The sequence below is a fragment of the Geomonas sp. genome, assembly GCF_056994735.1.
In genome coordinates, this window is record NZ_JBXKJL010000064.1 from 1 (window position 1) to 19,729 (window position 19,729).

At 59.2% G+C, this 19,729-nt stretch carries 16 protein-coding genes and 1 tRNA gene; 7 read left to right on the forward strand and 10 right to left on the reverse strand.

Features of this window, described 5'->3' with window-relative positions; translation table 11 throughout:
- On the forward strand, nucleotides 1-1,337 hold a 1,337-nt coding region (locus AC11W3_RS02905), incomplete at its 5' end, for a hypothetical protein (protein WP_484092460.1).
- A gap of 187 nt (nucleotides 1,338-1,524) precedes the next feature.
- On the opposite strand, the gene AC11W3_RS02910 is transcribed toward AC11W3_RS02905, so the two are convergent.
- From AC11W3_RS02910 to AC11W3_RS02920, 3 genes are all read right to left on the reverse strand, one after another.
- The gene (locus AC11W3_RS02910; protein ID WP_484090476.1) at nucleotides 1,525-2,325 is read right to left on the reverse strand and encodes an SDR family oxidoreductase; all 801 of its coding nucleotides are present in this window, start codon (nucleotides 2,323-2,325) and stop codon (nucleotides 1,525-1,527) included.
- Nucleotides 2,326-2,406: 81 nt separating this feature from the next.
- Complete coding sequence (locus AC11W3_RS02915) at nucleotides 2,407-2,763, reverse strand: DUF1904 family protein (protein ID WP_484092461.1); 357 nt, start codon at nucleotides 2,761-2,763, stop codon at nucleotides 2,407-2,409.
- A gap of 199 nt (nucleotides 2,764-2,962) precedes the next feature.
- Nucleotides 2,963-3,427, reverse strand: coding sequence for a MarR family winged helix-turn-helix transcriptional regulator (locus tag AC11W3_RS02920; RefSeq protein WP_484090478.1), 465 nt, complete (start codon nucleotides 3,425-3,427; stop codon nucleotides 2,963-2,965).
- Between the two features lie 425 nt (nucleotides 3,428-3,852).
- Here AC11W3_RS02920 and wrbA point away from each other — a divergent pair, with 425 nt between their 5' ends.
- The 3 genes from wrbA to AC11W3_RS02935 all read left to right on the forward strand — a co-directional run bounded on the left by wrbA (nucleotide 3,853) and on the right by AC11W3_RS02935 (nucleotide 6,732).
- Entirely contained in the window at nucleotides 3,853-4,470 is a 618-nt protein-coding gene (gene wrbA, locus AC11W3_RS02925; RefSeq protein WP_484090479.1) for an NAD(P)H:quinone oxidoreductase, read from the forward strand.
- A gap of 194 nt (nucleotides 4,471-4,664) precedes the next feature.
- Nucleotides 4,665-5,918 (forward strand): amidohydrolase, encoded by a 1,254-nt coding sequence (locus AC11W3_RS02930; protein WP_484090480.1) that lies wholly within the window; start codon nucleotides 4,665-4,667, stop codon nucleotides 5,916-5,918.
- Between the two features lie 124 nt (nucleotides 5,919-6,042).
- Complete coding sequence (locus AC11W3_RS02935) at nucleotides 6,043-6,732, forward strand: trimeric intracellular cation channel family protein (protein ID WP_484090481.1); 690 nt, start codon at nucleotides 6,043-6,045, stop codon at nucleotides 6,730-6,732.
- 309 nt (nucleotides 6,733-7,041) lie between these two features.
- On the opposite strand, the gene AC11W3_RS02940 is transcribed toward AC11W3_RS02935, so the two are convergent.
- Together AC11W3_RS02940 and AC11W3_RS02945 are read right to left on the reverse strand one after the other, a co-directional pair.
- A tRNA-Arg gene (locus AC11W3_RS02940) sits at nucleotides 7,042-7,118 on the reverse strand.
- A 90-nt stretch (nucleotides 7,119-7,208) separates the two neighbouring features.
- Complete coding sequence (locus tag AC11W3_RS02945) at nucleotides 7,209-7,901, reverse strand: DUF1573 domain-containing protein (RefSeq protein WP_484090482.1); 693 nt, start codon at nucleotides 7,899-7,901, stop codon at nucleotides 7,209-7,211.
- A 316-nt stretch (nucleotides 7,902-8,217) separates the two neighbouring features.
- Here AC11W3_RS02945 and AC11W3_RS02950 point away from each other — a divergent pair, with 316 nt between their 5' ends.
- Nucleotides 8,218-10,191, forward strand: a complete 1,974-nt coding sequence (locus AC11W3_RS02950) for a DUF3426 domain-containing protein (RefSeq protein ID WP_484090483.1) — start codon at nucleotides 8,218-8,220, stop codon at nucleotides 10,189-10,191.
- Nucleotides 10,192-10,309: 118 nt separating this feature from the next.
- Here the strand turns inward: AC11W3_RS02950 and AC11W3_RS02955 are convergent, their stop codons facing one another.
- Both AC11W3_RS02955 and mutS read right to left on the reverse strand, forming a co-directional pair.
- Complete coding sequence (locus tag AC11W3_RS02955; RefSeq protein ID WP_484092462.1) at nucleotides 10,310-11,530, reverse strand: N-acetylmuramoyl-L-alanine amidase; 1,221 nt, start codon at nucleotides 11,528-11,530, stop codon at nucleotides 10,310-10,312.
- A gap of 58 nt (nucleotides 11,531-11,588) precedes the next feature.
- Nucleotides 11,589-14,207 carry a DNA mismatch repair protein MutS gene (gene mutS, locus AC11W3_RS02960; RefSeq protein WP_484090485.1) on the reverse strand — a complete coding sequence of 873 codons (2,619 nt, stop codon included), beginning with the start codon at nucleotides 14,205-14,207 and terminating at the stop codon, nucleotides 11,589-11,591.
- Nucleotides 14,208-14,563: 356 nt separating this feature from the next.
- Here mutS and AC11W3_RS02965 point away from each other — a divergent pair, with 356 nt between their 5' ends.
- Nucleotides 14,564-15,865: a putative sensor domain DACNV-containing protein gene (locus tag AC11W3_RS02965; RefSeq protein ID WP_484090486.1), complete on the forward strand. Its 1,302-nt coding sequence runs from the start codon at nucleotides 14,564-14,566 to the stop codon at nucleotides 15,863-15,865.
- Nucleotides 15,866-15,984: 119 nt separating this feature from the next.
- Here AC11W3_RS02965 and dinB read toward each other — a convergent pair whose 3' ends face one another.
- The 3 genes from dinB to lexA are packed head-to-tail and all read right to left on the reverse strand — an operon-like array spanning nucleotide 15,985 to nucleotide 18,113.
- Nucleotides 15,985-17,214 (reverse strand): DNA polymerase IV, encoded by a 1,230-nt coding sequence (gene dinB / locus AC11W3_RS02970; protein WP_484092463.1) that lies wholly within the window; start codon nucleotides 17,212-17,214, stop codon nucleotides 15,985-15,987.
- Between the two features lie 43 nt (nucleotides 17,215-17,257).
- A complete protein-coding gene (locus AC11W3_RS02975) occupies nucleotides 17,258-17,503 on the reverse strand; it encodes a hypothetical protein (protein ID WP_484090488.1) in 246 nt (81 codons plus the stop codon).
- 4 nt (nucleotides 17,504-17,507) lie between these two features.
- Nucleotides 17,508-18,113: a transcriptional repressor LexA gene (gene lexA, locus AC11W3_RS02980; protein ID WP_484090489.1), complete on the reverse strand. Its 606-nt coding sequence runs from the start codon at nucleotides 18,111-18,113 to the stop codon at nucleotides 17,508-17,510.
- 168 nt (nucleotides 18,114-18,281) lie between these two features.
- Here lexA and AC11W3_RS02985 point away from each other — a divergent pair, with 168 nt between their 5' ends.
- Entirely contained in the window at nucleotides 18,282-19,595 is a 1,314-nt protein-coding gene (locus tag AC11W3_RS02985; RefSeq protein ID WP_484090490.1) for a porin, read from the forward strand.
- Nucleotides 19,596-19,729 lie beyond the last annotated feature (134 nt).

Here is a 19,729-nt window from a genome sequence, read left to right on the forward strand (position 1 = left end):
CAAATGAGAAACTCCAAGCATGTCCGGCAGAACTTGCAAGTCCTAGCCATATTCAGAACGTTGCAGAAATGGCAGAAACCGCAGTGGATGCGGTCATCGAGGCAGAGTTCAATGCGTTTGAGGCTGAAACAGTAACATTCCCTGACTTTACCGATGCGTATGCAGAGGCGGTAGAAACTGCAGTGGATGAGATGATCGAGCCAGAGGGACGAATTATTCAGGCTGAAGCCGCAAAGGCCGCAGAAGCTGCAAAGGTTGCTGAAGCAGCAGAGGCCGCTGAAGCAGCAAAGGCCGCCGAAGCAGCAAAGGCCGCCGAAGCAGCAAAGGCCGCTGAAGCAGCAAAGGCCGCTGAAGCAGCAAAGGCCGCTGAAGCTGCAAAGGCCGCTGAAGCAGCAAAGGCCGCTGAAGCAGCAAAGGCCGCCGAAGCAGCAAAGGCCGCAGAAGCAGCAAAGGCCGCTGAAGCAGCAAAGGCCGCTGAAGCTGCAAAGGCCGCTGAAGCTGCAAAGGCCGCTGAAGCTGCAAAGGCCGCTGAAGCAGCAAAGGCCGCTGAAGCAGCAAAGGCCGCTGAAGCAGCAAAGGCCGCCGAAGCAGCAAAGGTTGCAGAAGCAGCAAAGGCCGCTGAAGCAGCAAAGGCCGCTGAAGCAGCAAAGGCCGCTGAAGCAGCAAAGGCCGCTGAAGTAGCAAAGGCCGCTGAAGCAGCAAAGGCCGCAGAAGCAGCAAAGGCCGCTGAAGCAGCAAAGGTTGCTGAAGCAGCGAAGGCCGCTGAAGCAGCAAAGGTCGCTGAACCTTCTATAACGGCTGCAAAAACCGCAGCAAAAACTGCAGTTGAGATCCTGACCGCGCCAGGCTTCCAGTCTGTTCCCTTTACAGGATTCGGCTCAGGATGCGACAGCTTTTTCGGCGGTTCCTCAGACGACAGCGACCCAATGATGTTCCTGCTGGAAAAGGATCAGACGGCTATCGAATACGCCTGCCCAGAGGATATAGTGGAACTACAGAAGTCATATAACGTCGCCCATGTGGCGCCTGACGGGAAGGCGCAAGAGCGTTGCGAGGGGTACGTCTGCTGCCTGAGAAAGACCGATACGGTGCAGGTATATGCGGTATTGTTCGGTACGCAGAGCGGCAAGACCGGAGTGTATGCTCCGGAAGTGCAACCTGCCGACGAGGGTGGGGTGGCCGCGACAGTAGCCGGGGCGATCAGTTTTCTGGAGCAGGTGGGATTGATGGTCGACCCCGTTGATCTTAGCTCACCTCAGAAGCGGACAGAGATCATGACGACCTGTCCTGTACTAAGGTGCACCGCCCTCGATACAGGCAGTGCTGCTGCAGCCTAGACGACATTGGCAAGAGGAGGCGATCTGTTTGGGGGGAGACGCCACAGACAGCTGAACACAGGATGGCGAGCAGAATATACTGCGGCGGAGTAAGACCGTGTTCCTGGGACTCTTCCCGGAACACGGCACAAAAACTCATAACACTTTGCTCGATGTCAAACACGACACTCTTCGCGGTTATGCACCCTTATGGGACGACCACCTGCAGGTGATTCCCCAACGCGACATCATCAACCGCTGCCGTCACTACCTTGGAGACCGGAATCAACGCGGCAAAGGCCCTTTCAACCTGCTTGGGATCCTTCTCAAGTCTGCAGCGAACATCCTGCGACATGGGGTCGGGGAAAATTTCCTCGTCATCGTTCTCCAGCCCAGCCAAGATTGCGGCGGCGACCTGCTCCGGGGTCGCCTTGGGCATTTCCTGGCCGGCCGTCATCCTGGTATCCACCGGGCCGGGGTAAACCCCGACCACCCGTACCCCATGGGGAGCAAGTTCGGCCCTCACCCCCTGCAGAAGGGAGTGCACAGCCGCCTTGGAGGCGGAATAGGTCCCGTTGACGGGCAGGTTGACCAAACCGACGACGGAACATACGTTCACGATCACTCCCCCCCGGGAGGCGAGTATAGGCGCGAATGCACGACACATGGCCAAGGTGCCGAAGAAATTCACCTTCATTTCATCCTCGGCGCTTGCCACGCCGGCAGGCTCCAGCAGGCCGGTGCACCGATTGACGCCGGCATTGTTGATCAGCAGATCCACATCCCGGCAGAACTCTGCGGCCAACGCCACACTGGAGGGATAGGTGATGTCCAGCCGGAGCGAGACAACCCTGTCGGTTTTGCTTTTGGACAATTTCGTTACCGCTGTGACGGTTCGCGCGGACGCATAGACCTTGGCGGCCCCCCTGTCGAGAAGCGCCTTGACCAAAGCCCCACCGATGCCTCCGTTGGCGCCGGTTACCAGTACATTTTTACCTTTTAGATCCATGATGATTCCTCTCTTGCTTGTAAACTGCAGTATGAGCCTGGGTGATGCAGGTGATCGGGAGAAGACGTCGTGCAGGGTTTTTCACCCGCCTTTACGAGGTTGAAATTCTGGTAGCCAGCTTATCTCTTTTAGCGGCTCCCCTTCCTTGTAGTACAGGGATGGAGACAGCGGCACAAAGAAGATATGGACATCCCGATAACCGAAATGGCTGAGGAGGTCGTTGAGGTTTTCAGCGATCCGATCGTGCTTTTCCTGCGACCTCAGAAACATGAATATCTCCAGCGAACGTGGAGTAGCCGTGAGCTGGATGACGGGAAGTAGCTCGATCTTTACTATTTCCCGCGGCACGGCGGCGACACGGGCAAACTCCTCGACCAGCACGGGGAGTTGCTGCCGCAATAAACCTTCGTCGAACCCCTTGAATCTCAGATAGGGCATTGCAGTCTCCCCCCCTCCCAGCACTCCTCCCCCGTTGCATAGAAACCGGATGTATCCCCCGGAGCCGGCGATGATTCAGGCGCTGAAATCTCATAGAGGGCGGCGGCAGCCCTTTCCAGAACCGGCGCAACAGTGCCGCGGAGGGCAAAGACGAGGTGCGGCCGCTGGTGGATGATGAGCCGGCGAAGTGCGTGAGGCATCACTGTCTGCCCCGCTGCCGTACAGTGCTGACGGTGGTTTCCAGCCGCTCGACAAATCCCGCCACCTGGGAAAACTCGCTGTCACTGAAGGGGCTCAGCAGCTCGCTTTCAAGATTCATCATCGTTCCGTGAATCCTGGCCACGACTGCCCGCCCCGGGGTGGTGAGGCAGAGGAGTTTAGCCCGGCGATCCGTGGCGTCTTCCGAACGCTCGATCAACCCCTTGGCGATGAGCGTGTCGAGCAGACGGACCAGAGAGGGGCCCTCGATCCCGATGGATGCAGCCAGGTCTTTCTGGCGAATACCTTCGCCAAGAAGATGAAGATGCAGGAGAGGACGCCAAGTAGCAGCGGTCAGGCCTGCATCCTGGAATTCGTTGTCCAGGATCTGTCGCCAGCGACGCGTCAGAAGTGCAAGACGGAAAAGCAGGTTGCTGCGGTCAATTTTCGTGGCGTATACGGTCATGAATTTTAGATAGCATTCTAACTATCATTATGCAATGTTTTTTTTGCCGATCCGCGGCTGGCGAGAGGTGAGGGCGGTCTTGCCGTAGTTACGAAGGTCCCCCTGGCTACGGCGCGGCAAGCTGCCCAGCCGTCCTGGGGTTAGGTGGGGATCGCCTTGCGCAACGCCTAGCAGAGTCATCATGGCCTAAGTGCGCACTTTCAACCAGGTCGAGGCATCTATCAACCGCAGCCCTGCCGACTTGCTGAGCGCCCTCAATCTTCTTTCTATTGACAGGCTGTGAGAGTTGTCTTCTGAATTATGACTGTTACTATAAATGACTGTGACTATAAGACATGATTAGGTGTAAGCTTTGTCAGGATAGCAGCAAGATACGAAATAACGACGGGCCGTCATGGCCCATATCATGAGGAGGTAAATCGAACATGTGCAAGATTTTGATAGTTCACTACAGTATGTATGGGCACATCTACAAGATGGCAGAGGCTGTAGCTGAGGGGGTTCGTAGTGTTGCGGGATGCGAGGCGGTTATTAAGCGCGTGCCGGAAACTCTGTCCGACGAGGTGCTTGGGATGATGGGGGCCCTGGAGGCGAAGAAGGGGATGGCCCACATCCCGGTTGCCACTGTGGATGACCTGGCCGATGCCGATGCCGTCATCTTCGGCACTCCGACCCGGTTCGGCAACATGTGCGGCCAGATGCGGCAGTACCTTGACGCCACTGGCGGGCTCTGGGTGAAAGGGACGTTGGTGGGGAAAGTCGGCAGCGTCTTCGCCAGCTCCGCAACCCAGCACGGCGGCCAGGAATCGACCATCCTCAGCTTTCACACCACCTTGCTGCACCAGGGTATGGTAGTGGTTGGCCTCCCCTACAGCTTCGCCGGCCAGATGGGGGTCGGTGAGATTACCGGATGCTCCCCTTATGGTGCGTCCACCATTGCAGGAGGTCAAGGTGAGCGGATGCCGAGCGAAAACGAGCTGGCAGGAGCCCGGTTCCAGGGTGCCCATGTGGCAGATATCGCTCTGAGGCTGAAAAGAAAATAAATTCCACTAGGTAATCCCCCGGCTCTGCCGGGGGAGGGTTACCCCGCAGACTGCTCTCCTTCTTTTTCTCGTTACTCCAACTGAGTAACTGGGACAATCAGTGACTGCCAAAATGCAGCTTATTAAGCTCATGAGGAGATATGTTACAGGTCTCTCGGCCCCACGGACTCGAGTTATGAAATGCGGGAGGGCTCATGTCGCAATTTGTCAGTCGTTTTTTTGAGGAGATTGATCAGATATTGCCGATGATCGAGGCCATATATAAAGATCTCCATCAAAACCCTGAACTGTCTTTGCAAGAGATGCGTACCGCCGGCATTGTCGCGCAGAAGTTGCGCGAGGCCGGTTACCAAGTGACCGAAAAGGTCGGCAAGACAGGGGTGATCGGTATCCTGGAAAATGGCGAAGGCCCTACGGTTATGTTGCGTGCCGATATGGACGCTTTGCCGATAAAGGAAGCTACCGGAGTGCCTTACTCGAGTTCCAAGGAAGCCGTAAACGCCAAAGGCGAGGCCGTACCGGTCGCGCATTCCTGCGGGCATGATATGCACACCTCTTGGCTGCTCGGAGCCGCCATGGTACTGGCCCAGAATCGCGATGCCTGGCGCGGCACCCTCATGACGGTTTTCCAACCGGCAGAAGAAACCGCCCAAGGGTCGCAAGCCATGCTCGACGACGGCCTCACCGATCGTTTTCCCAGGCCTGACGTCATCATGGGCCAGCATCTGCTGCAGTATCGCGCCGGCACCGTGGGCTGGCGTTCCGGGCAGGTTCTGACCTCCGGTGACAGCATGCTGGTGCGTTTTTTCGGCAAAGGAGCGCACGGCGGGATGCCCCAAAACGGGGTTGATCCGATCGTGATGGCTGCCGCAACGGTACTGCGCCTCCAGACCATCGTCGCTCGCGAGATTTCCCCCCAGGCGCAGTGCGTGGTGACGGTGGGCGAATTCCACGCCGGAACGGCAGAAAACATCATTCCCGCCGAATCATATATAAAGCTTAATGTGAGGACTACGGACGAAACCGTGCGCGACCACGTGCTGGCTGCGATCAAGAGGATCTGTATCGCCGAGGCCCGTGCTTCGAACGCACCGAAAGATCCCGAGTTCCAAGAAATCAACAATTACCCGCTGACCGTCAATGATGCGGAGGTGACCAAAAAGGTAGCCGACGCGTTTCGTGGCCGGTTTGGCGACCAGTTGATAGAAGTCCCATCTCAGGGTGCCAGCGAGGATTTCGGCCGTTTCGGGAATGCCTGGCACACCCCCTATACCTATTGGTTCGTCGGCGGTTGCTCACCAGAGAAGTATGAACAGGCGGTGCGGGAGGGAAGTGTGGCGCAACTGCCCGGTCCGCATTCGCCCTTTTGGGCGCCTACCCTGCATCCCACATTGCAAACCGGTATAGAAACCATGCTGACCGCAGCTGGTGTCTGGCTGGCCAAGTAAAACCGGAGTGAGCCGCGCATGGCTGCCAAGAATAGCTGTGTTGCAATTGTCGAAAGTGCTATTGCCGCCATCCAAGATGGTGGTTTCGTGCGGCAAAAAGACCCAGGCTTGAACAGGTATAGCCATGGAACAGACCGGGCTCATAATTTTGAAAAAGGAACTGACAGCGGAGCGGCTCGTTCTGGTGCTCGATCTTGTCGGTACCTTCGTCTTTGCCCTCAGCGGTGCCATGGCGGCGGTCAGACGGCACCTTGATATTTTCGGCGTTCTGGTGCTGTCCTTTACCGCAGCGACTTTCGGCGGGATCACCCGTGACCTGCTGATCGGAGCGGTGCCTCCAGCGGCGCTCAGTAACTGGCGCTATCTCGCAGTGTCGCTCTTTGCCGGAGTCATCACCTTTTACTGGCATGCTACCGTTGCCAAGTTGAAGAGTCCCGTACTCATCTTCGATGCTGCCGGATTGGCGCTATTCGCAGTCTCCGGAACGCACAAGGCGCTCTCCTTCGGGCTGGATCCGGTTATGGCAGCGCTGCTCGGCATGTTGACCGGGATCGGCGGAGGCATGGCGCGCGACGTCTTGCTGAGCGAGATTCCAACGGTCTTGCGAGCCGAGCTTTATGCCGTTGCCGCTTTGGCCGGTGCGGCCGTAGTGGTAAGCGGTGAAATGCTGGGATTTTCATCCACCGTGGCATCCCTCGCGGGCGCGGCCCTTTGCTTCTGGCTCAGGTTTATGGGCATCCGCCACGGTTGGCAGTTCCCCGTCGCCCGCGGTCACGATCCAGAGGAAACCAAGAGTCCGCATGACAAAAAATGACGGCTGACGGCTGACGGGACGCCGGTGACTGACGGCTGATCGCTGACGGAGACGCCGGTGACTTGTTGATTGAAACCAGGTGCTGTGAACGCGTTGGCTTTGCTTTTTGCCTTGAGGCATGTCCAGATGGTGGCGGTGGGGAAGTCGTGAGAGGACGCGGGGCCGCGGCAGACATACTGGTAGCCTCTGGCGCGGGTGACGAGAGGGCGGGACTGGCTGGACTCCATAACGAGAAACTCCGAAAATGTTTGCATTGATCTTTGCAAACGCCTTCGGAGTCTCTTATGATGCTGCGTAATAATTGAAAATTGGTGGGCGAGACGGGATTCGAACCCGTGACCCCTGGCTTCGGAGGCCAGTACTCTATCCAGCTGAGCTACCCGCCCGGGAAAGAATAAACTTTTACACTATTTCCACACCCAACTCAAGGGCTAATTGCAAAAAAAGTTGTGCTGGTATATCGAGTACTGGCTCTATCACCTCGCCACTGAGGCATAGATTGGTACGGTTATCTCTTTTTTGTTCGGACTACTCGTCATGATATGGACATAGCCGCTCAGGACCTTGGCTTCGGGGCGTGCAGTGACTGTCAGCTCGATGACTGCTGTCTCTCCCGGCTTCAGCTCATTCTTCTTGATCGTCGGCTTTATCTGAAGGGAAGTGGAGTTGACGTTCACCGAGAGAAGTTTGACGCTGCTCCCGCCCTTGTTGGTCACGCTGATCGAGACCTGCTTCGACACGCCCGCAGCCATCGCCCCCAGGCTCACCTGCCGCGGGGATACCTGCAGTTCCTCTACGATGTTTCCTTCCATGTTGAAGGTATAACTCGGTGTCTTCCCTGCATTGGTGTTCATTGTCACGGTTTTCTGCACCTTTCCGGAGAAGTTGGCGGAATCGAAGATCACTTCGACCTCCGCGCTCTTGCCCGGCAGGATGAGGGAGGAAGAGGGCTTGGCCGCGGTACAGCCGCACGAGGCGGTCAACTGCTTGATCTGCAACGGGCTGTCACCGGTATTTCTGATGATGAAGACGTGCTGTACTTTCTTCCCCTGGGTGATGGTCCCGAAGTTGAAGGTCCCATGGTCGACGGCAAGCTCGGGTGCGGCGAAGGCCGTAACCGCGGTCAGTAGGGTTGCCAGCAAGGCGAGAGCAGATAAGTGTACTTTCATGATGTCTTACCCCTTGGTTCTTTGCTATCAACCCGTAATTTATACCACAATGGAGCTCTGTAGACCAGAATGATTTGACAGTACAAATTGCATCTGTTATAGAAAAATGTGGAGAATATTAATGGAACTGGTAAAGTTTCCAAGCTCTCACGGAGCCGCGCTCTCTGGAAAGTATTGCTGACGAAGGAATTCTTAGACAAATCCAACGTGAAGGGATGTGCTGGTGGTCGAGAAAGGACCCGCGGTCTCACCCTTCATTTTTATGTTAACAACTTGCCGCTTTACCACGTTTCAAAAAAAAGTATGGAGACGCTGAATGATACTCCAATGTGACCAGTGCAACACCAAGTTCCGGCTCGACGATTCCAAGCTCAAACCGGGCGGAGTTAAAGTCCGGTGTTCGAAATGCCGCCATGTCTTCATTGCGGGGACTGAGCAAAAGCAGGAAGAGTCGGATTTCGATGCCATACTCTCCGGCCTTGGGGCCCCGACCCCCGGTAAGCCGGAGGACCAGGTGCCCCGGGAAGGGTTGACTAAGGCCCCCGAACCTGCAGCGCAAGCTGCAGAGCCTCCCGCACCGGAACAGCCCGCTGCCGCCGCGCCTGCCCCCGAACCCGATTTCGCCGCCGAGTTTGCCGGGTTCGAGTTCGCTCCCGAGGCTGCCGCTCCCGCGGAGCCGACGGTCAAAGAGGAGGCTGAGGCGACGCCACCTTCTCAGGGACTCGATTTCGGCGAGTTCGCTTTCATGGAGGAGCCTGCCGCGCCCCAGGCGGAACCGGCAGCGGCCGCAGGTCCGGGCCCTGGAGAAGAGCTGGAACCGGCTGAAGGCGCCGGGGAGAAGGAAGCCGCCGCGCCGTCCGGCAGCGCTCTCGAATTCGGGGAATTCGATTTCAACCCCGAGCCCACGGTGAAGCCGGAGGCGGCAGCTGCCGCTCCGGAACTTGATTTCGGGGAGTTCTCGTTCCCTGAGGAACCGGCCGCACCAGCCGAGGAGGCGGCGCCTGCCGCTCCGGAACTTGATTTCGGGGAGTTCTCGTTCCCCGAGGAACCGCCTGCACCAGCCGAGGAGGCAGCGCCTGCCGCCCCGGAACTTGATTTCGGCGAGTTCTCCTTCACCGAGGAACCGCCTGCACTAGCCGAGGAAGCAGCACCTGCCGCCAAAGGCGAATTCGACTTTAGCGACTTCAGCTTCACTGAAGAGCCGGCTGCGGCTGAGGAAGCTCCCGCTGCCAAGGAGGAGTTCGACTTCAGCGACTTCAGCTTCTCCGACGAGCCGCCGGCCATGAAGGAAACCACTGCTGCAGAGGAAGGGAGCGATCTGAGCGAGTTCCCCTTCGGTGAGGAAATTTCGCAAAAGCCGGAAGAAGAGGGGGGCGAGCCTGGCGGCTTCAGCCTCGGCGAATTCTCCTTTGCCGAAGAGAAAGAGACTCCTGCTGTTGAGCCGGCGAAGCCGCCCGCAGGCGAAGGGATGGCAGAAGGGCATGCTGCCGGCGGTCTCGCCGCTGCCGGCCTCGCTGCTGCCGGCCTCGCTGCTGCCGGTGCTGCTAAATCCGTGGCTCCTGAACCGGCCGAAGCCCCCGTGCCGCCTGTGCAGCCGGAGCCGCAGGCCAAGAAAGAGGCTGGCAGTTCCCTCGACTTCTCCTTCGGTGGCAAGCCCGAGCCGATCGCTGCCCCCTTTGGTGGCGAGGAAGAGGAGGAACTCCCCCCCCTCTCCATCTCCTCGAGACGCAAGGGGCGGTCGATCCTCACTGTCTCGGTCGTTGCCATCTGCGTGGCAGTGATCCTGGCCCTGACCGGCGCCGGTCTCTACCTCCTGCAGAGCGGGCCGACCGCGCTGGCCAAGTTCGACAAGCTGGGCCTCGGGTTCGTCGGCAAGTGGTTCGGCATGGAGACCCCCGAGGAAGGGCGCATCACCATCAGGAAGCCTCTGGCCTCCTTCTACCAGAACAAGGAAGCAGGCGAGCTTTTCGTGATCACCGGCGAGGCGGTCAATAATTTCAAGAAGGCCAGGGCCTCCATCCACGTCAGGGTCACCATCTTCGACAAGAAGGGTGCCGTGCTGGTGCAAAAGACCGCCTACTGCGGGAACAGGTTGTCCAAGGAGCAGCTCGAAACGCTCCCGATGCCGAAGATCGACGCCATCATGAACAACCAGTTCGGCGATTCCCTCTCCAATCTCAGCGTCAAGCCGGGGCAGGCGATAGGGTTCGTGGTTGCCGTCGCCAATGTTCCCAAGGATGCCGCTGACTTCGGCGTTGAGCCGGTCGGGTCGACGGTGGCCAGCCAGTAGGATCTGTAACCACAGCTGAAAAAAGAGAAGGCCGGCTAAATGCCGGCCTTTTTTTGTCCTGTCTGTGATGTTGATAAGCCGTGAATCCCGACCTCCATGGGGAGGGCAGGGGGGTAGTTTATTTCAGAGCGGCGATGTAGCTCTTGATCCCGGTCAGGATGCCGTCTGCCGTCAGGTCCTGGTACTGGGGATCCTTGAGCTTCTGCTCGTCTCGTTCATTGCTGACAAAGGCGGTCTCCACCAGGATGCTGGGCATGGTGGCCCCGACCAGCACGTAGAAGGGACCCTGCTTGACCCCCAGGTTCTTCACCGTCGGGTATCCTGTCAGCGCCTTCTTGTGGAGCGCCTTCTGGACCTCGTTCGCCAGGTGTGCGGAATCGTTGAGCTTGTAGTTGGCCATCAGGTCGAAGAGCACCGCCTGCAACAGACTCACCTTCTCCAGGGTCGTCCCGTTCTCCTTGGCCGCCAGTTGGGCCACCTTCTCGGTCTTGGCCAGGTTCAGGTAATAGGTCTCTATACCGCTTGCCGCACGATTGAGCGAGGCGTTGGCATGCACCGAGACGAAGAGGTCGGCGCCGACCTTGTTGGCGATGGCCGTCCTCTCCTGCAGTTCGATGAAGACATCGGTGGACCTGGTCATGACGGTGTCGATACCGAGTTCCTCGCGGATCTTCGAGGCCAGCTTGAGACCGATCTGGAGCACGATGTCCTTCTCCCTGGTTCCGGAAGGGCTCATGGCGCCGGGATCATGCCCCCCATGTCCGGGGTCGATCACGATCCTTCTGATCCGGCCGGGCTTGAACGGAGCTGCCTTCGGTTTCTCGACCGGGGCAGCCTCGTGCTTGTCGGCCTCGATGACCTCCTTCGAGGCCGAAATCTCCTGTCTCCTGTCTCCCTTGACGTCGATAATGATGCGGAAGGGTTCGGAGAAGGTGAAGATCTTGTATTCCTTGATGCTGTCGAGGTCCAGCACCACACGGACCGTCGAGGCCCGGTACTGGGCGATGCGAACGTTCTTGAGGAGGCCGTCCCCGATGGCGAGGTCCTTGACGCCCCGGTTGAGATGTGCCCCGCTGATGTCGAGGTACAGCTTTCCCGGGATCTTGTGGTGCTCGAACTTCGCCTCTTCGTCCAGGGTGATGGAGACCCGGGTGTAATCGGGGGTGGACCAGTGCTTCAGTTCCGTCACCCCGATCAGGCCCCCTTTTTCGGACTGAGCCGCCAGGGACAGGAGCGGATTCATCAGCACCGAAGCCTGAGCGGCCATGAGCTCGCAGATGAGCCATTGGTGCATGGGCGCCGAAATACCCAGGTACTTGAGGAACTCCCGTCTTTTCATCGGCGAGCCCCCCCGGAGGTGATACGGAAAGATCCTGCTATTTCAATAGGGTACGTCGTCATCCCTGAACCATCCTTTTTAATTCGTCCACAAGATTTAGAGCCTCGAGCGGGGTCAGGGTCGTCACCTCGACGCCCCTGAGGCGTTCCCGTATCGCATCATCGGAGGATGATCCGAACAGGGAGAGTTGCGGCGACTGGGGAGGCGTCTTCTTTCCGCGGGCCAGGCGGGGGACGCCCCCTTCGCCGTATTCCCCCTTCTCGAGGTTAAGCAGGATCTCCTTGGCCCGGTCGATGACCGCCTGGGGAAGCCCTGCCAGCCGCGCCACCTGGATGCCGTAGGAGTGAGAGGCCCCGCCGGGGACGATCTTCCTGAGGAAGATGATCCGCTCGTTCCATTCCCTGACCGCGATGTTGAAGTTCTTGATGCCGGGACGGGTCACCGCCAGCTCGGTCAGTTCATGGTAGTGGGTGGCGAAGAGTGTCTTGGCCGCGTGCATCCTGTTGTCGTGCAGGAACTCGGCGACGGCCCAGGCGATGGAGACGCCGTCGAAGGTAGAGGTGCCGCGGCCGATCTCGTCAAGGATCACCAGGCTCTTCGCCGTGGCGCCCCTGAGGATGGCGGCGCTTTCCATCATCTCGACCATGAAAGTGGAGTGGCCGCGCGCCAGGTTGTCGGAGGCGCCGACCCTGGTGAAGATGCGGTCCACCAGCGGGATGCGGGCCTTATCGGCCGGCACGAAGCTCCCCATCTGGGCCATCAGGGTGATGAGGGCGACTTGGCGCATGAAGGTCGATTTACCCGCCATGTTCGGGCCGGTGATGATGATCAGCTGGTTTTCGCCGTTGTCGAGCAGCGTGTCGTTGGGGACGAAGCGCTCCGAAGAGTGCATGTCCTCGATGACCGGGTGCCGGCCCTCAGTGATGCCGAGTTCGCTTCCTTCGTGGACCTCCGGGCGGCAGTAGCGCTTGTCGTGGGCCAGTTCGGCCAGGGAGAGCAGCACGTCCAGGGTGGCCAGCCGGTCCGCGGTGCGGGCGATGCGCTCCCCTTCGGCCGCCGCGGCCTCGCGCACGCTCTGGAAGAGCGAGAATTCCAGGTCCCGGATGCGCTCCTCGGCCCCCAGCACCTTCTCCTCGTACTCCTTCAGCTCCGGCGTGATGTAGCGCTCGGCGTTGGCCAGGGTCTGTCTGCGGATATAGTCCTCGGGGATGGCTGCGACGTTGGCCTTGGTGACCTCGATGTAGTAGCCGAAGACCTTGTTGTAGCGGATCTTCAGGGAGCTGATCCCGGTGCGGGCCTTCTCCTTGGCCTCCAGCCTGGCGATGAAACCTTTACCCTCGCGGCTGATGGCGCGGAGCTCGTCCAGCTCTGTGTTGAAGCCGTCGGCGATGATCCCACCCTCACGCAGCACGAAAGGTGGATTCTCGACTATGGCCGCCTCGATGAGGGCGCAGATCTCCGAGAGGGGATCGGTGGCGCCATCGAGCTCCCGCAGAAGCGGCGACGAGAAGGCGGCAATCTTCTCCTTGATCCCGGGTATGCGGGAAAGAGAAACCCTGAGCGAGGCGAGATCCTTCGCGGTGGCTGAGGCCAGGCTGATCCGGCAGTTCAGGCGCTCGAGATCGTAGACGCCGTCCAGCAGCTCCCTCAGCTCGGCCCGGGTTCCCGGCGCCTGCAGCAGTTCTTCCACGGCATCCTGGCGCTGGTGGATCTTCTTCAGATCCATGAGGGGATAGTTGATCCACTGCTTGAGCTTCCTACCTCCCATGGCGGTGATGGTGCGGTCCATGAGGCCGATAAGGGAGCCCTTGCGCCTTCCCTCGGAGATGGTGGCGGTCAGCTCGAGGTTGCGCCTGGTCGACTCGTCCAGCAGAAGATGTTCGCTGTCGCTGTAGGGCGTTATGGTCGTTACGTGCGGAGCGTTCCCTTTCTGGGTCTCCAGCAGGTAGTGCAGGACCGCGCCGGCGGCGAGCAGAGCAACGGGAAGGCCGTCGCAGCCAAGAGAGGCGGCGGTGGCGCCCTTGAACTGGTTGGCGATCATGCGCCTGCCGTAGTCGGCATCGTAGACCCACTCCTCGAAGTAGGTCAGCGTCCGGTCCGCCCCCAGCAGGGCCAGCTCCTTTGCCTTGGGCTGGTCCCTGAAGCTGGAAGGGAGGATGACCTCGCGGGGTGATATGCAGGCGACTTCGGCCAGGGCCGCCAGCATGCCTGCCAGTTCGGTGATGCGGAACTCCCCGGTCGAGAGGTCGAGGTAGGCGAGGCCGAAGCGGTCGCCTTCGGAATAGAGGGCCAACAGGTAGTTGTTTTCCTTGGGCGAGAGGGAGGCATCCTCGACCACCAGCCCGGGGGTGATCACCTTCACCACCTCGCGCTTCACTATTCCCTTGGCCAGCTTCGGATCCTCGGTCTGCTCGCAGATGGCCACTTTCTCGCCGGCCTCGACGAGCTTGGCGATGTAGGGAGCGCAGGAGTGGAAGGGTATCCCGCAAAGGGGGACGTCGGCGCCGTCGGAGTTTTTGTTGCGCGAGGTGAGGGTGATGCCCAGGATGCGGGACGCCTTTATCGCGTCGTCCAGGAACATCTCGTAGAAGTCACCGAGTCTGAAGAAGAGGATGCTGTCGGGGTAGTCTGCCTTTATCTCAAGGTACTGCCGCATCATGGGCGTAATTTCGGACATTTGTAAACCTTTTCGGGTAGGAGAGAAGCGGCGGACATCTTAACAAAATGGCTGTGCCATGTAAAGCTCTCGACGGGGGAGCGCGGGAATAAATGGATGGTTGAGGGGTGGGGGGAAGGACGGTGCCCCGTGGCGGCTCAGCGGCAGGCATGCCGGTCGATCCCTTTGGCATTTAGACCCCCTCGGCTATACTTGACGGGAAGGTTTACAGTCACTGCACGGAAGGCGGATAATAAGACATTAGAAAACCTGGTGGCGTGAACCGGCACTAATAGGAGAGAGCGATGCCAAAGGGAATGAGAGGTATATTGAGGTGCTCCCCTTCGAGCGGACATCACTCATACCCGAAGGACCTGGTGTCTTTCATCTACGAGAGGTGGCAGGACGCAGCCTACGTGTCCCGGATGTCCGTGGGGCAGGAGCCGGGGTTCAGGCTGCCGGACCGCGCGGTACTCGAACAGGTTCTCTCCACCTGCTACCAGGCGAGCCTGATGAGGGAAGAGGAGCGGCCGGTGATGTTTCGGCTGATCGTCAGGGAATCCCATCTCTTCCCCGCCAAGGAAGGTCCGCCGACCGGCATCCATAGGCTGATCTTCTCCAGGAAGCGTCCCTTCAACGAGTACGAGCTTCATCGGCTGGCTCCTGCCGCCGACTTCTATCGCACGCTGATAGGTATTTCGATGGATCCGGTGGAGGGTGCGCAGATCTGGGGCCTCCTCCACTCCGGCACCCGGTGGATGCACAACGTCTACGGCGGCAGGAAGACCTCTCCGCCGCTCCCTTTTTGCCTGGTCATCTATGTCACCGGCGCAGGCCAGCTTTCCGTCTGCATCGGTTCCGAAATCATCGCTTCCCTAAACGGCGGCTTCATCAACTGTCCGACACTGGATGTATTCAATTCGAGATGGATCGCCGACAGCCTTGCCACCGTCCACTCCGAAACCTGGGACATGCATAAGGCGGCGCGGGCGCGAGCGGAAAGACCCTGGGCGAACCTGGACCCCGAATTCGGGAAGTACGTCAATCAGCAGGCGATCCGCCGCATCATAAGCGTCATCCGCAACTCGCACCACGGCGGTCTGCTGGTCTACCTCCCCCCCGAGATGACCGACGAGATCATGAAAGAGAACCGGTACATGACCATCAAGTACCAGTTCCTGGAGCTCGAGTCGCGGCAACGTTTCCGGACCCTGACCCTGCGGATCATGAACACCCTGGCCGAGATTCATGGCGACGCCAAAAAACCGGAGAAGCAGGTCGGCTGGCAGGAGTACGTCAGCAGCAAGGATGACACCATTGCGCTCTTGGACGAAGCCATCTTCGACGTGGCCCATTTTATCGCGGCTCTCTCCGCCGTGGACGGTGCGGTCGTGATCACCAAGCGCCAGGAACTTCTCGGCTTTGGCGGGGTGATCTCCGGGGATCTCGACAGCGTCGGCATGGTCACCCATGCGCTCGATACCGAGGGGATTCAGTCGGAGGCGGTGCTGAGCGAGGGGGTTGGGACGCGGCACCGGGCGGCTTACCGGCTATGCCAGAAGCTCCACGAGGCGATCGCCATCGTCATCTCCCAGGACGAAAGCGTGCAGATAGTGAAGTGGCACAACGGGTCTGTGACCTACTGGGATCAGGTGCCGACAGGGGTGCCGGGGTTCTAGGGGCGGTGAAGGGTAAAGGGTGAAGGGTGAAGGGTGAAGGGGCCGCCGCGGGTCGCTGCAGAAGCATTGTCCTACCGTAACGCAAATCCTCGAACCTCGGTATTCATTCGACGCTGTTCCTAGTCGACATCTACATTGCGGAGACCTTCCGGACGCCAGGCGGGGGAGATGACTTTGGAGCCGCCATCCTTGCCGAGCAGGCTTCCGAAGGTCACGGAGAAGTCCCCGAAGCGGTTGTTGACGTCATCCATGGCACTGGCCAACAGGGCCTTTTTCCGGTCCTGCCCGAAGAGCGGCAACTGCTCTTCGTGATAGCGCAGGTTGCTGATCCTGACTCCCAGAAGCCTGACGGATTGGGTCAGTTCGACCGTTTCCAGCAGCTTCACTGCTGACAGGTAGATCTCATTGCTGTTGTTGGTGTGGCTGGCCCTGCTTTGCTGCCTGGAGAAGGTGGTGAAGTCGGCATAGCGGATGGTCAGCGTCACGGTCTTCCCGGCCACCTGGTACCTCCTGGCCCGTCTCCCCACCATCTCCGAAAGCTGTAGCAGATATTTAAGGATTTCTTCATGGTCAGTTATGTCCCGGTCCAGGGTGGTGCTGTGTCCGACGGTCTTTACCTCCTCGGACTCTTCCTCTGGAACAACCGGTGCGTCATCGATCCCCAACCCCATCAGGTGGAGCCTCTCGCCGACCACGCCGAAATTTCTTTTCAGGACGTCAACGGGGAACCTTCCCAACTCGCCACAGCTCTTTATCCCGAACTTGCTCAACTGCTCCTGTAACTTTGGGCCGATGCCGCAAAGGTCCTTGATCGGCACCTTCTCCAGTATTCGCGATACCTCTTGCGGCGCGATCACCGTCAGCCCGTCGGGCTTTTGCATGTCGGAGGCAAGTTTCGCGAGGAGCTTGTTGGGGGCGATGCCGACGGAGCAGGTGAGGCCGAAGCTCTCCCTGATGCGGGACTTGATCTGGTGGACGATTTCGTGGGGAGAGCCGAAAAGGGAGAGGGAGCCGGTGACGTCGAGAAAGGCCTCGTCGATGGAGAAAACCTCGACCATGGGGGTGTACTCCCGCATGATCTTGATGATCTCCTTGGAGGTGTAGGTGTACTTGCGGTTGTTGCCCACCACGAAGATCAGCTGCGGGCACTTCTGGCGCGCCTCCCAGCTGTTCATGCCGGTCTTGACCCCGAAGGCGCGTGCCTCGTACGAGCAGGTGGTGATGACGGTTCGTTTCGCCGCCCCTGTCACCGCGATCGGCTTGCCGCGCAGCTCCGGGTTCGACTGCTGTTCCACGGAGGCGAAGAAGGCGTTCATGTCGATGTGGAGGATGATCCGCTGAACTTCCAACTCTTTATCCTTCGGGTGCGAAAGTAAAACTGGAACGGGGGTGCTACCGCTCCTCGACCCCCTCCAGGGTCCACTGCTGATCGTGGAGGTCGAACATCAGCTCGAACAAATTGCTGCCGTCGCTCACGGCAAAGTGCAGCCTGGTGGCCTCACCGCAGCAGTCCTTCCAGAAGTAGGAGGTCTCGGTGATGGCATGCTTCCGCCGTCGCCACTCGAACCAGACCGGCTTGACCTGGGGGCCGGGGGCGAAAACGGCGGCGACCTTTATCCTTTCAGCGACACGGTGCATCAAGCTACTCCATTTGCCGATAGATGCCAACAACTTTCCCCACGATAGAGACCTCGCCTTCTCCCTCCCTGATGATGATGGCGTCATAGTTGGGATTTTCCGGCTGCAGCCTGATCCGCCCGTTCTCCCGGTAAAACCTCTTCAGGGTTGCTTCCCCGGCCACCATGGCCACCACGATGTCGCGGTTCGTAGCCGTTGGCTGGGGGCGCACCAGCGCCAGGTCACCCTCCTTGATGTGGGCGTGGATCATGGAATCTCCCTTCACCCGCAGGAAGAAGGCCCCTCCTGCCTGAAGCTGGGAGCGGTCGATGGCGAAGTGCCCCTCGATCTCCTCGATGGCGGGATGAAGTGCTCCCGCCCGCACCTGCCCGACTATGGGGAGGCTGACGGCCTGCGATTGGCTGGAGAGGGTGATTCCCCTGGTGCTTCCTTCCTGGCGACGGAGATAGCCCTTCTTCTCCAGAGCCTCCAGGTGTTTCATTACGCCCAACGTCCCAGAAACTCCGAGCTTTTTTCCGATCTCCCGCAAGCTTGGCGGGTAGCCGTACTCGTTGATGTACCCGGTGACGAAGTCGAGAACTTCCTGTTGCCTGGCTGTCAGCTGCTCCATAAACCCCTCCTGGTTATCTTATGACAACCATACCAGATGGTAACCATCGCTTGTCAAGGGGCTTTCTAAAAGTTGGCAGGGCTGGGTTGAGCATCGGTAATTGTATCCTATAGTTAATTGGTCAATGCCTACCGTCGCAGTCATCGGCAGAAGGCGAGGGAGGAGGTCATGAAGGGATTAAGGAGCTGGAACGGAGAAAAAGCGATTTCGGTCCTTCTCGCAACCCTGGTCTTCATATTCTGCGGAGACCTCTCCGTAATTCCTTCAGCCTCGGCAGATCAGGCAGTGGCAGCGGCCGCGACCGTCGGTGCCACCCCTCAGCCTTATCACACCCCGCTGGCTGGTGAAGCGCAGGAAGCTACTTTCCTGGGGCAGGTTATCCCCATTCCTGCGGTCGACCGAAGCCACATGACCTCTATCACCCTCGGCGGTACCATCCTCGCTCCGAAACAGGACGGCTCCCCCGGGACGCCCGCCGTCGCCCTCTATATCAAAAGGGATAAGGAGAGGTACCGGACGCGCGACGTGATAAGCGTCCTCTACAATGAGCTCGAGTATGACAGGAGGTTCGGTCAGTATGAGCTGGTGGGCCATTTCGAGAACTACACCCTCCCTGGGGGCATCACGGAGTTGCAGGACAACCGGGAGATAAAGCAGACTGGGGTGGTCTGGGGAACGCTCATGGCATCTCTCGGACCGGGCCTCAGGTTCCGGGTGCCGCCTTACGAGGTGGACAACGACATGAAGCTCCAGCTCCTCGGAAGGGTAGGTTACATGTACGCCGATCGTGACGATGATACGGGGCGGGACGTCGTGGTACCGCCGAGCACTTTCCTCTACGGTGCGCGGCTGCGGGGACGCTACGACGGGCTTACCAGGAACCTGCTGGAACTGCCCCACCTAGGCATCGCCATGGGCTTCGATCTCGATTACGCCCATCGCAACAAGTGGCGTGACCTTAGTCCCACCGGTACCGGCTCTGTCCATCGGGATTTCATGCAGGTGAAGGGATATTTCGTCGGTGCCGGCGGTATCCCTGGATTGTCGGAGCGCAACCGCTTGCTGCTGAGGCTCAATGGCGGCAAGACCATTAGCGGAGATCGCTACAACGCCTTCATCATCAATGGCGGATCGTTTCCGAGCGAGACCGACGACCTCGCTCGTCCCTTCTACACGGGCGTCCTTTACGACGACATCAGGGCCACCAACTACGCCACGGCATGCCTCGGCTACCGCCGCGAGCTGACCTTCTTCCTGTACCTGAGCCTCATCGGCTCGTACATGTGGGCCGACCGGGCAGTGGTCGAGGGCTCCGACCAGGTCGTTTTTAGGGAAAGGAGCGGTGCCTCTGGTACCATCAGCCTGGACAGTGCCTGCTTCTGGAACTCTTCTCTCTATCTTGCCTACAGCTGGGAATCCAACCTCATCCGCAACGGCAAATCGGGAAGCGGCGTGATGCTCACCTGGAACAAGCTGTTCTGATCTCACAGCGGCCAATGTCATTGTCCCTGCGGGTATCGCTCGCATCTCTGCCGGCCTAACAGTCAGTGTCTTCCAAAAATACATAGAAGACCTCGGTCCGCATACCTCGATACTATTAAGCCTGCCACCTGTGG

Bases quoted from the DNA above. Each gene is read 5' to 3' on its own strand.
- lexA (WP_484090489.1), bottom strand. From the start codon at position 18,113: ATGGAGCAGCTGACAGCCAGGCAACAGGAAGTTCTCGACTTCGTCACC.
- AC11W3_RS02915 (WP_484092461.1), bottom strand. From the start codon at position 2,763: ATGCCCTATCTGAGATTCAAGGGGTTCGACGAAGGTTTATTGCGGCAG.
- AC11W3_RS02975 (WP_484090488.1), bottom strand. From the start codon at position 17,503: ATGCACCGTGTCGCTGAAAGGATAAAGGTCGCCGCCGTTTTCGCCCCC.
- mutS (WP_484090485.1), bottom strand. From the start codon at position 14,207: ATGTCCGAAATTACGCCCATGATGCGGCAGTACCTTGAGATAAAGGCA.
- AC11W3_RS02930 (WP_484090480.1), top strand. From the start codon at position 4,665: ATGTCGCAATTTGTCAGTCGTTTTTTTGAGGAGATTGATCAGATATTG.
- AC11W3_RS02955 (WP_484092462.1), bottom strand. From the start codon at position 11,530: ATGAAAAGACGGGAGTTCCTCAAGTACCTGGGTATTTCGGCGCCCATG.
- AC11W3_RS02945 (WP_484090482.1), bottom strand. From the start codon at position 7,901: ATGAAAGTACACTTATCTGCTCTCGCCTTGCTGGCAACCCTACTGACC.
- AC11W3_RS02950 (WP_484090483.1), top strand. From the start codon at position 8,218: ATGATACTCCAATGTGACCAGTGCAACACCAAGTTCCGGCTCGACGAT.
- AC11W3_RS02985 (WP_484090490.1), top strand. From the start codon at position 18,282: ATGAAGGGATTAAGGAGCTGGAACGGAGAAAAAGCGATTTCGGTCCTT.
- wrbA (WP_484090479.1), top strand. From the start codon at position 3,853: ATGTGCAAGATTTTGATAGTTCACTACAGTATGTATGGGCACATCTAC.
- AC11W3_RS02920 (WP_484090478.1), bottom strand. From the start codon at position 3,427: ATGACCGTATACGCCACGAAAATTGACCGCAGCAACCTGCTTTTCCGT.
- AC11W3_RS02910 (WP_484090476.1), bottom strand. From the start codon at position 2,325: ATGGATCTAAAAGGTAAAAATGTACTGGTAACCGGCGCCAACGGAGGC.
- AC11W3_RS02935 (WP_484090481.1), top strand. From the start codon at position 6,043: ATGGAACAGACCGGGCTCATAATTTTGAAAAAGGAACTGACAGCGGAG.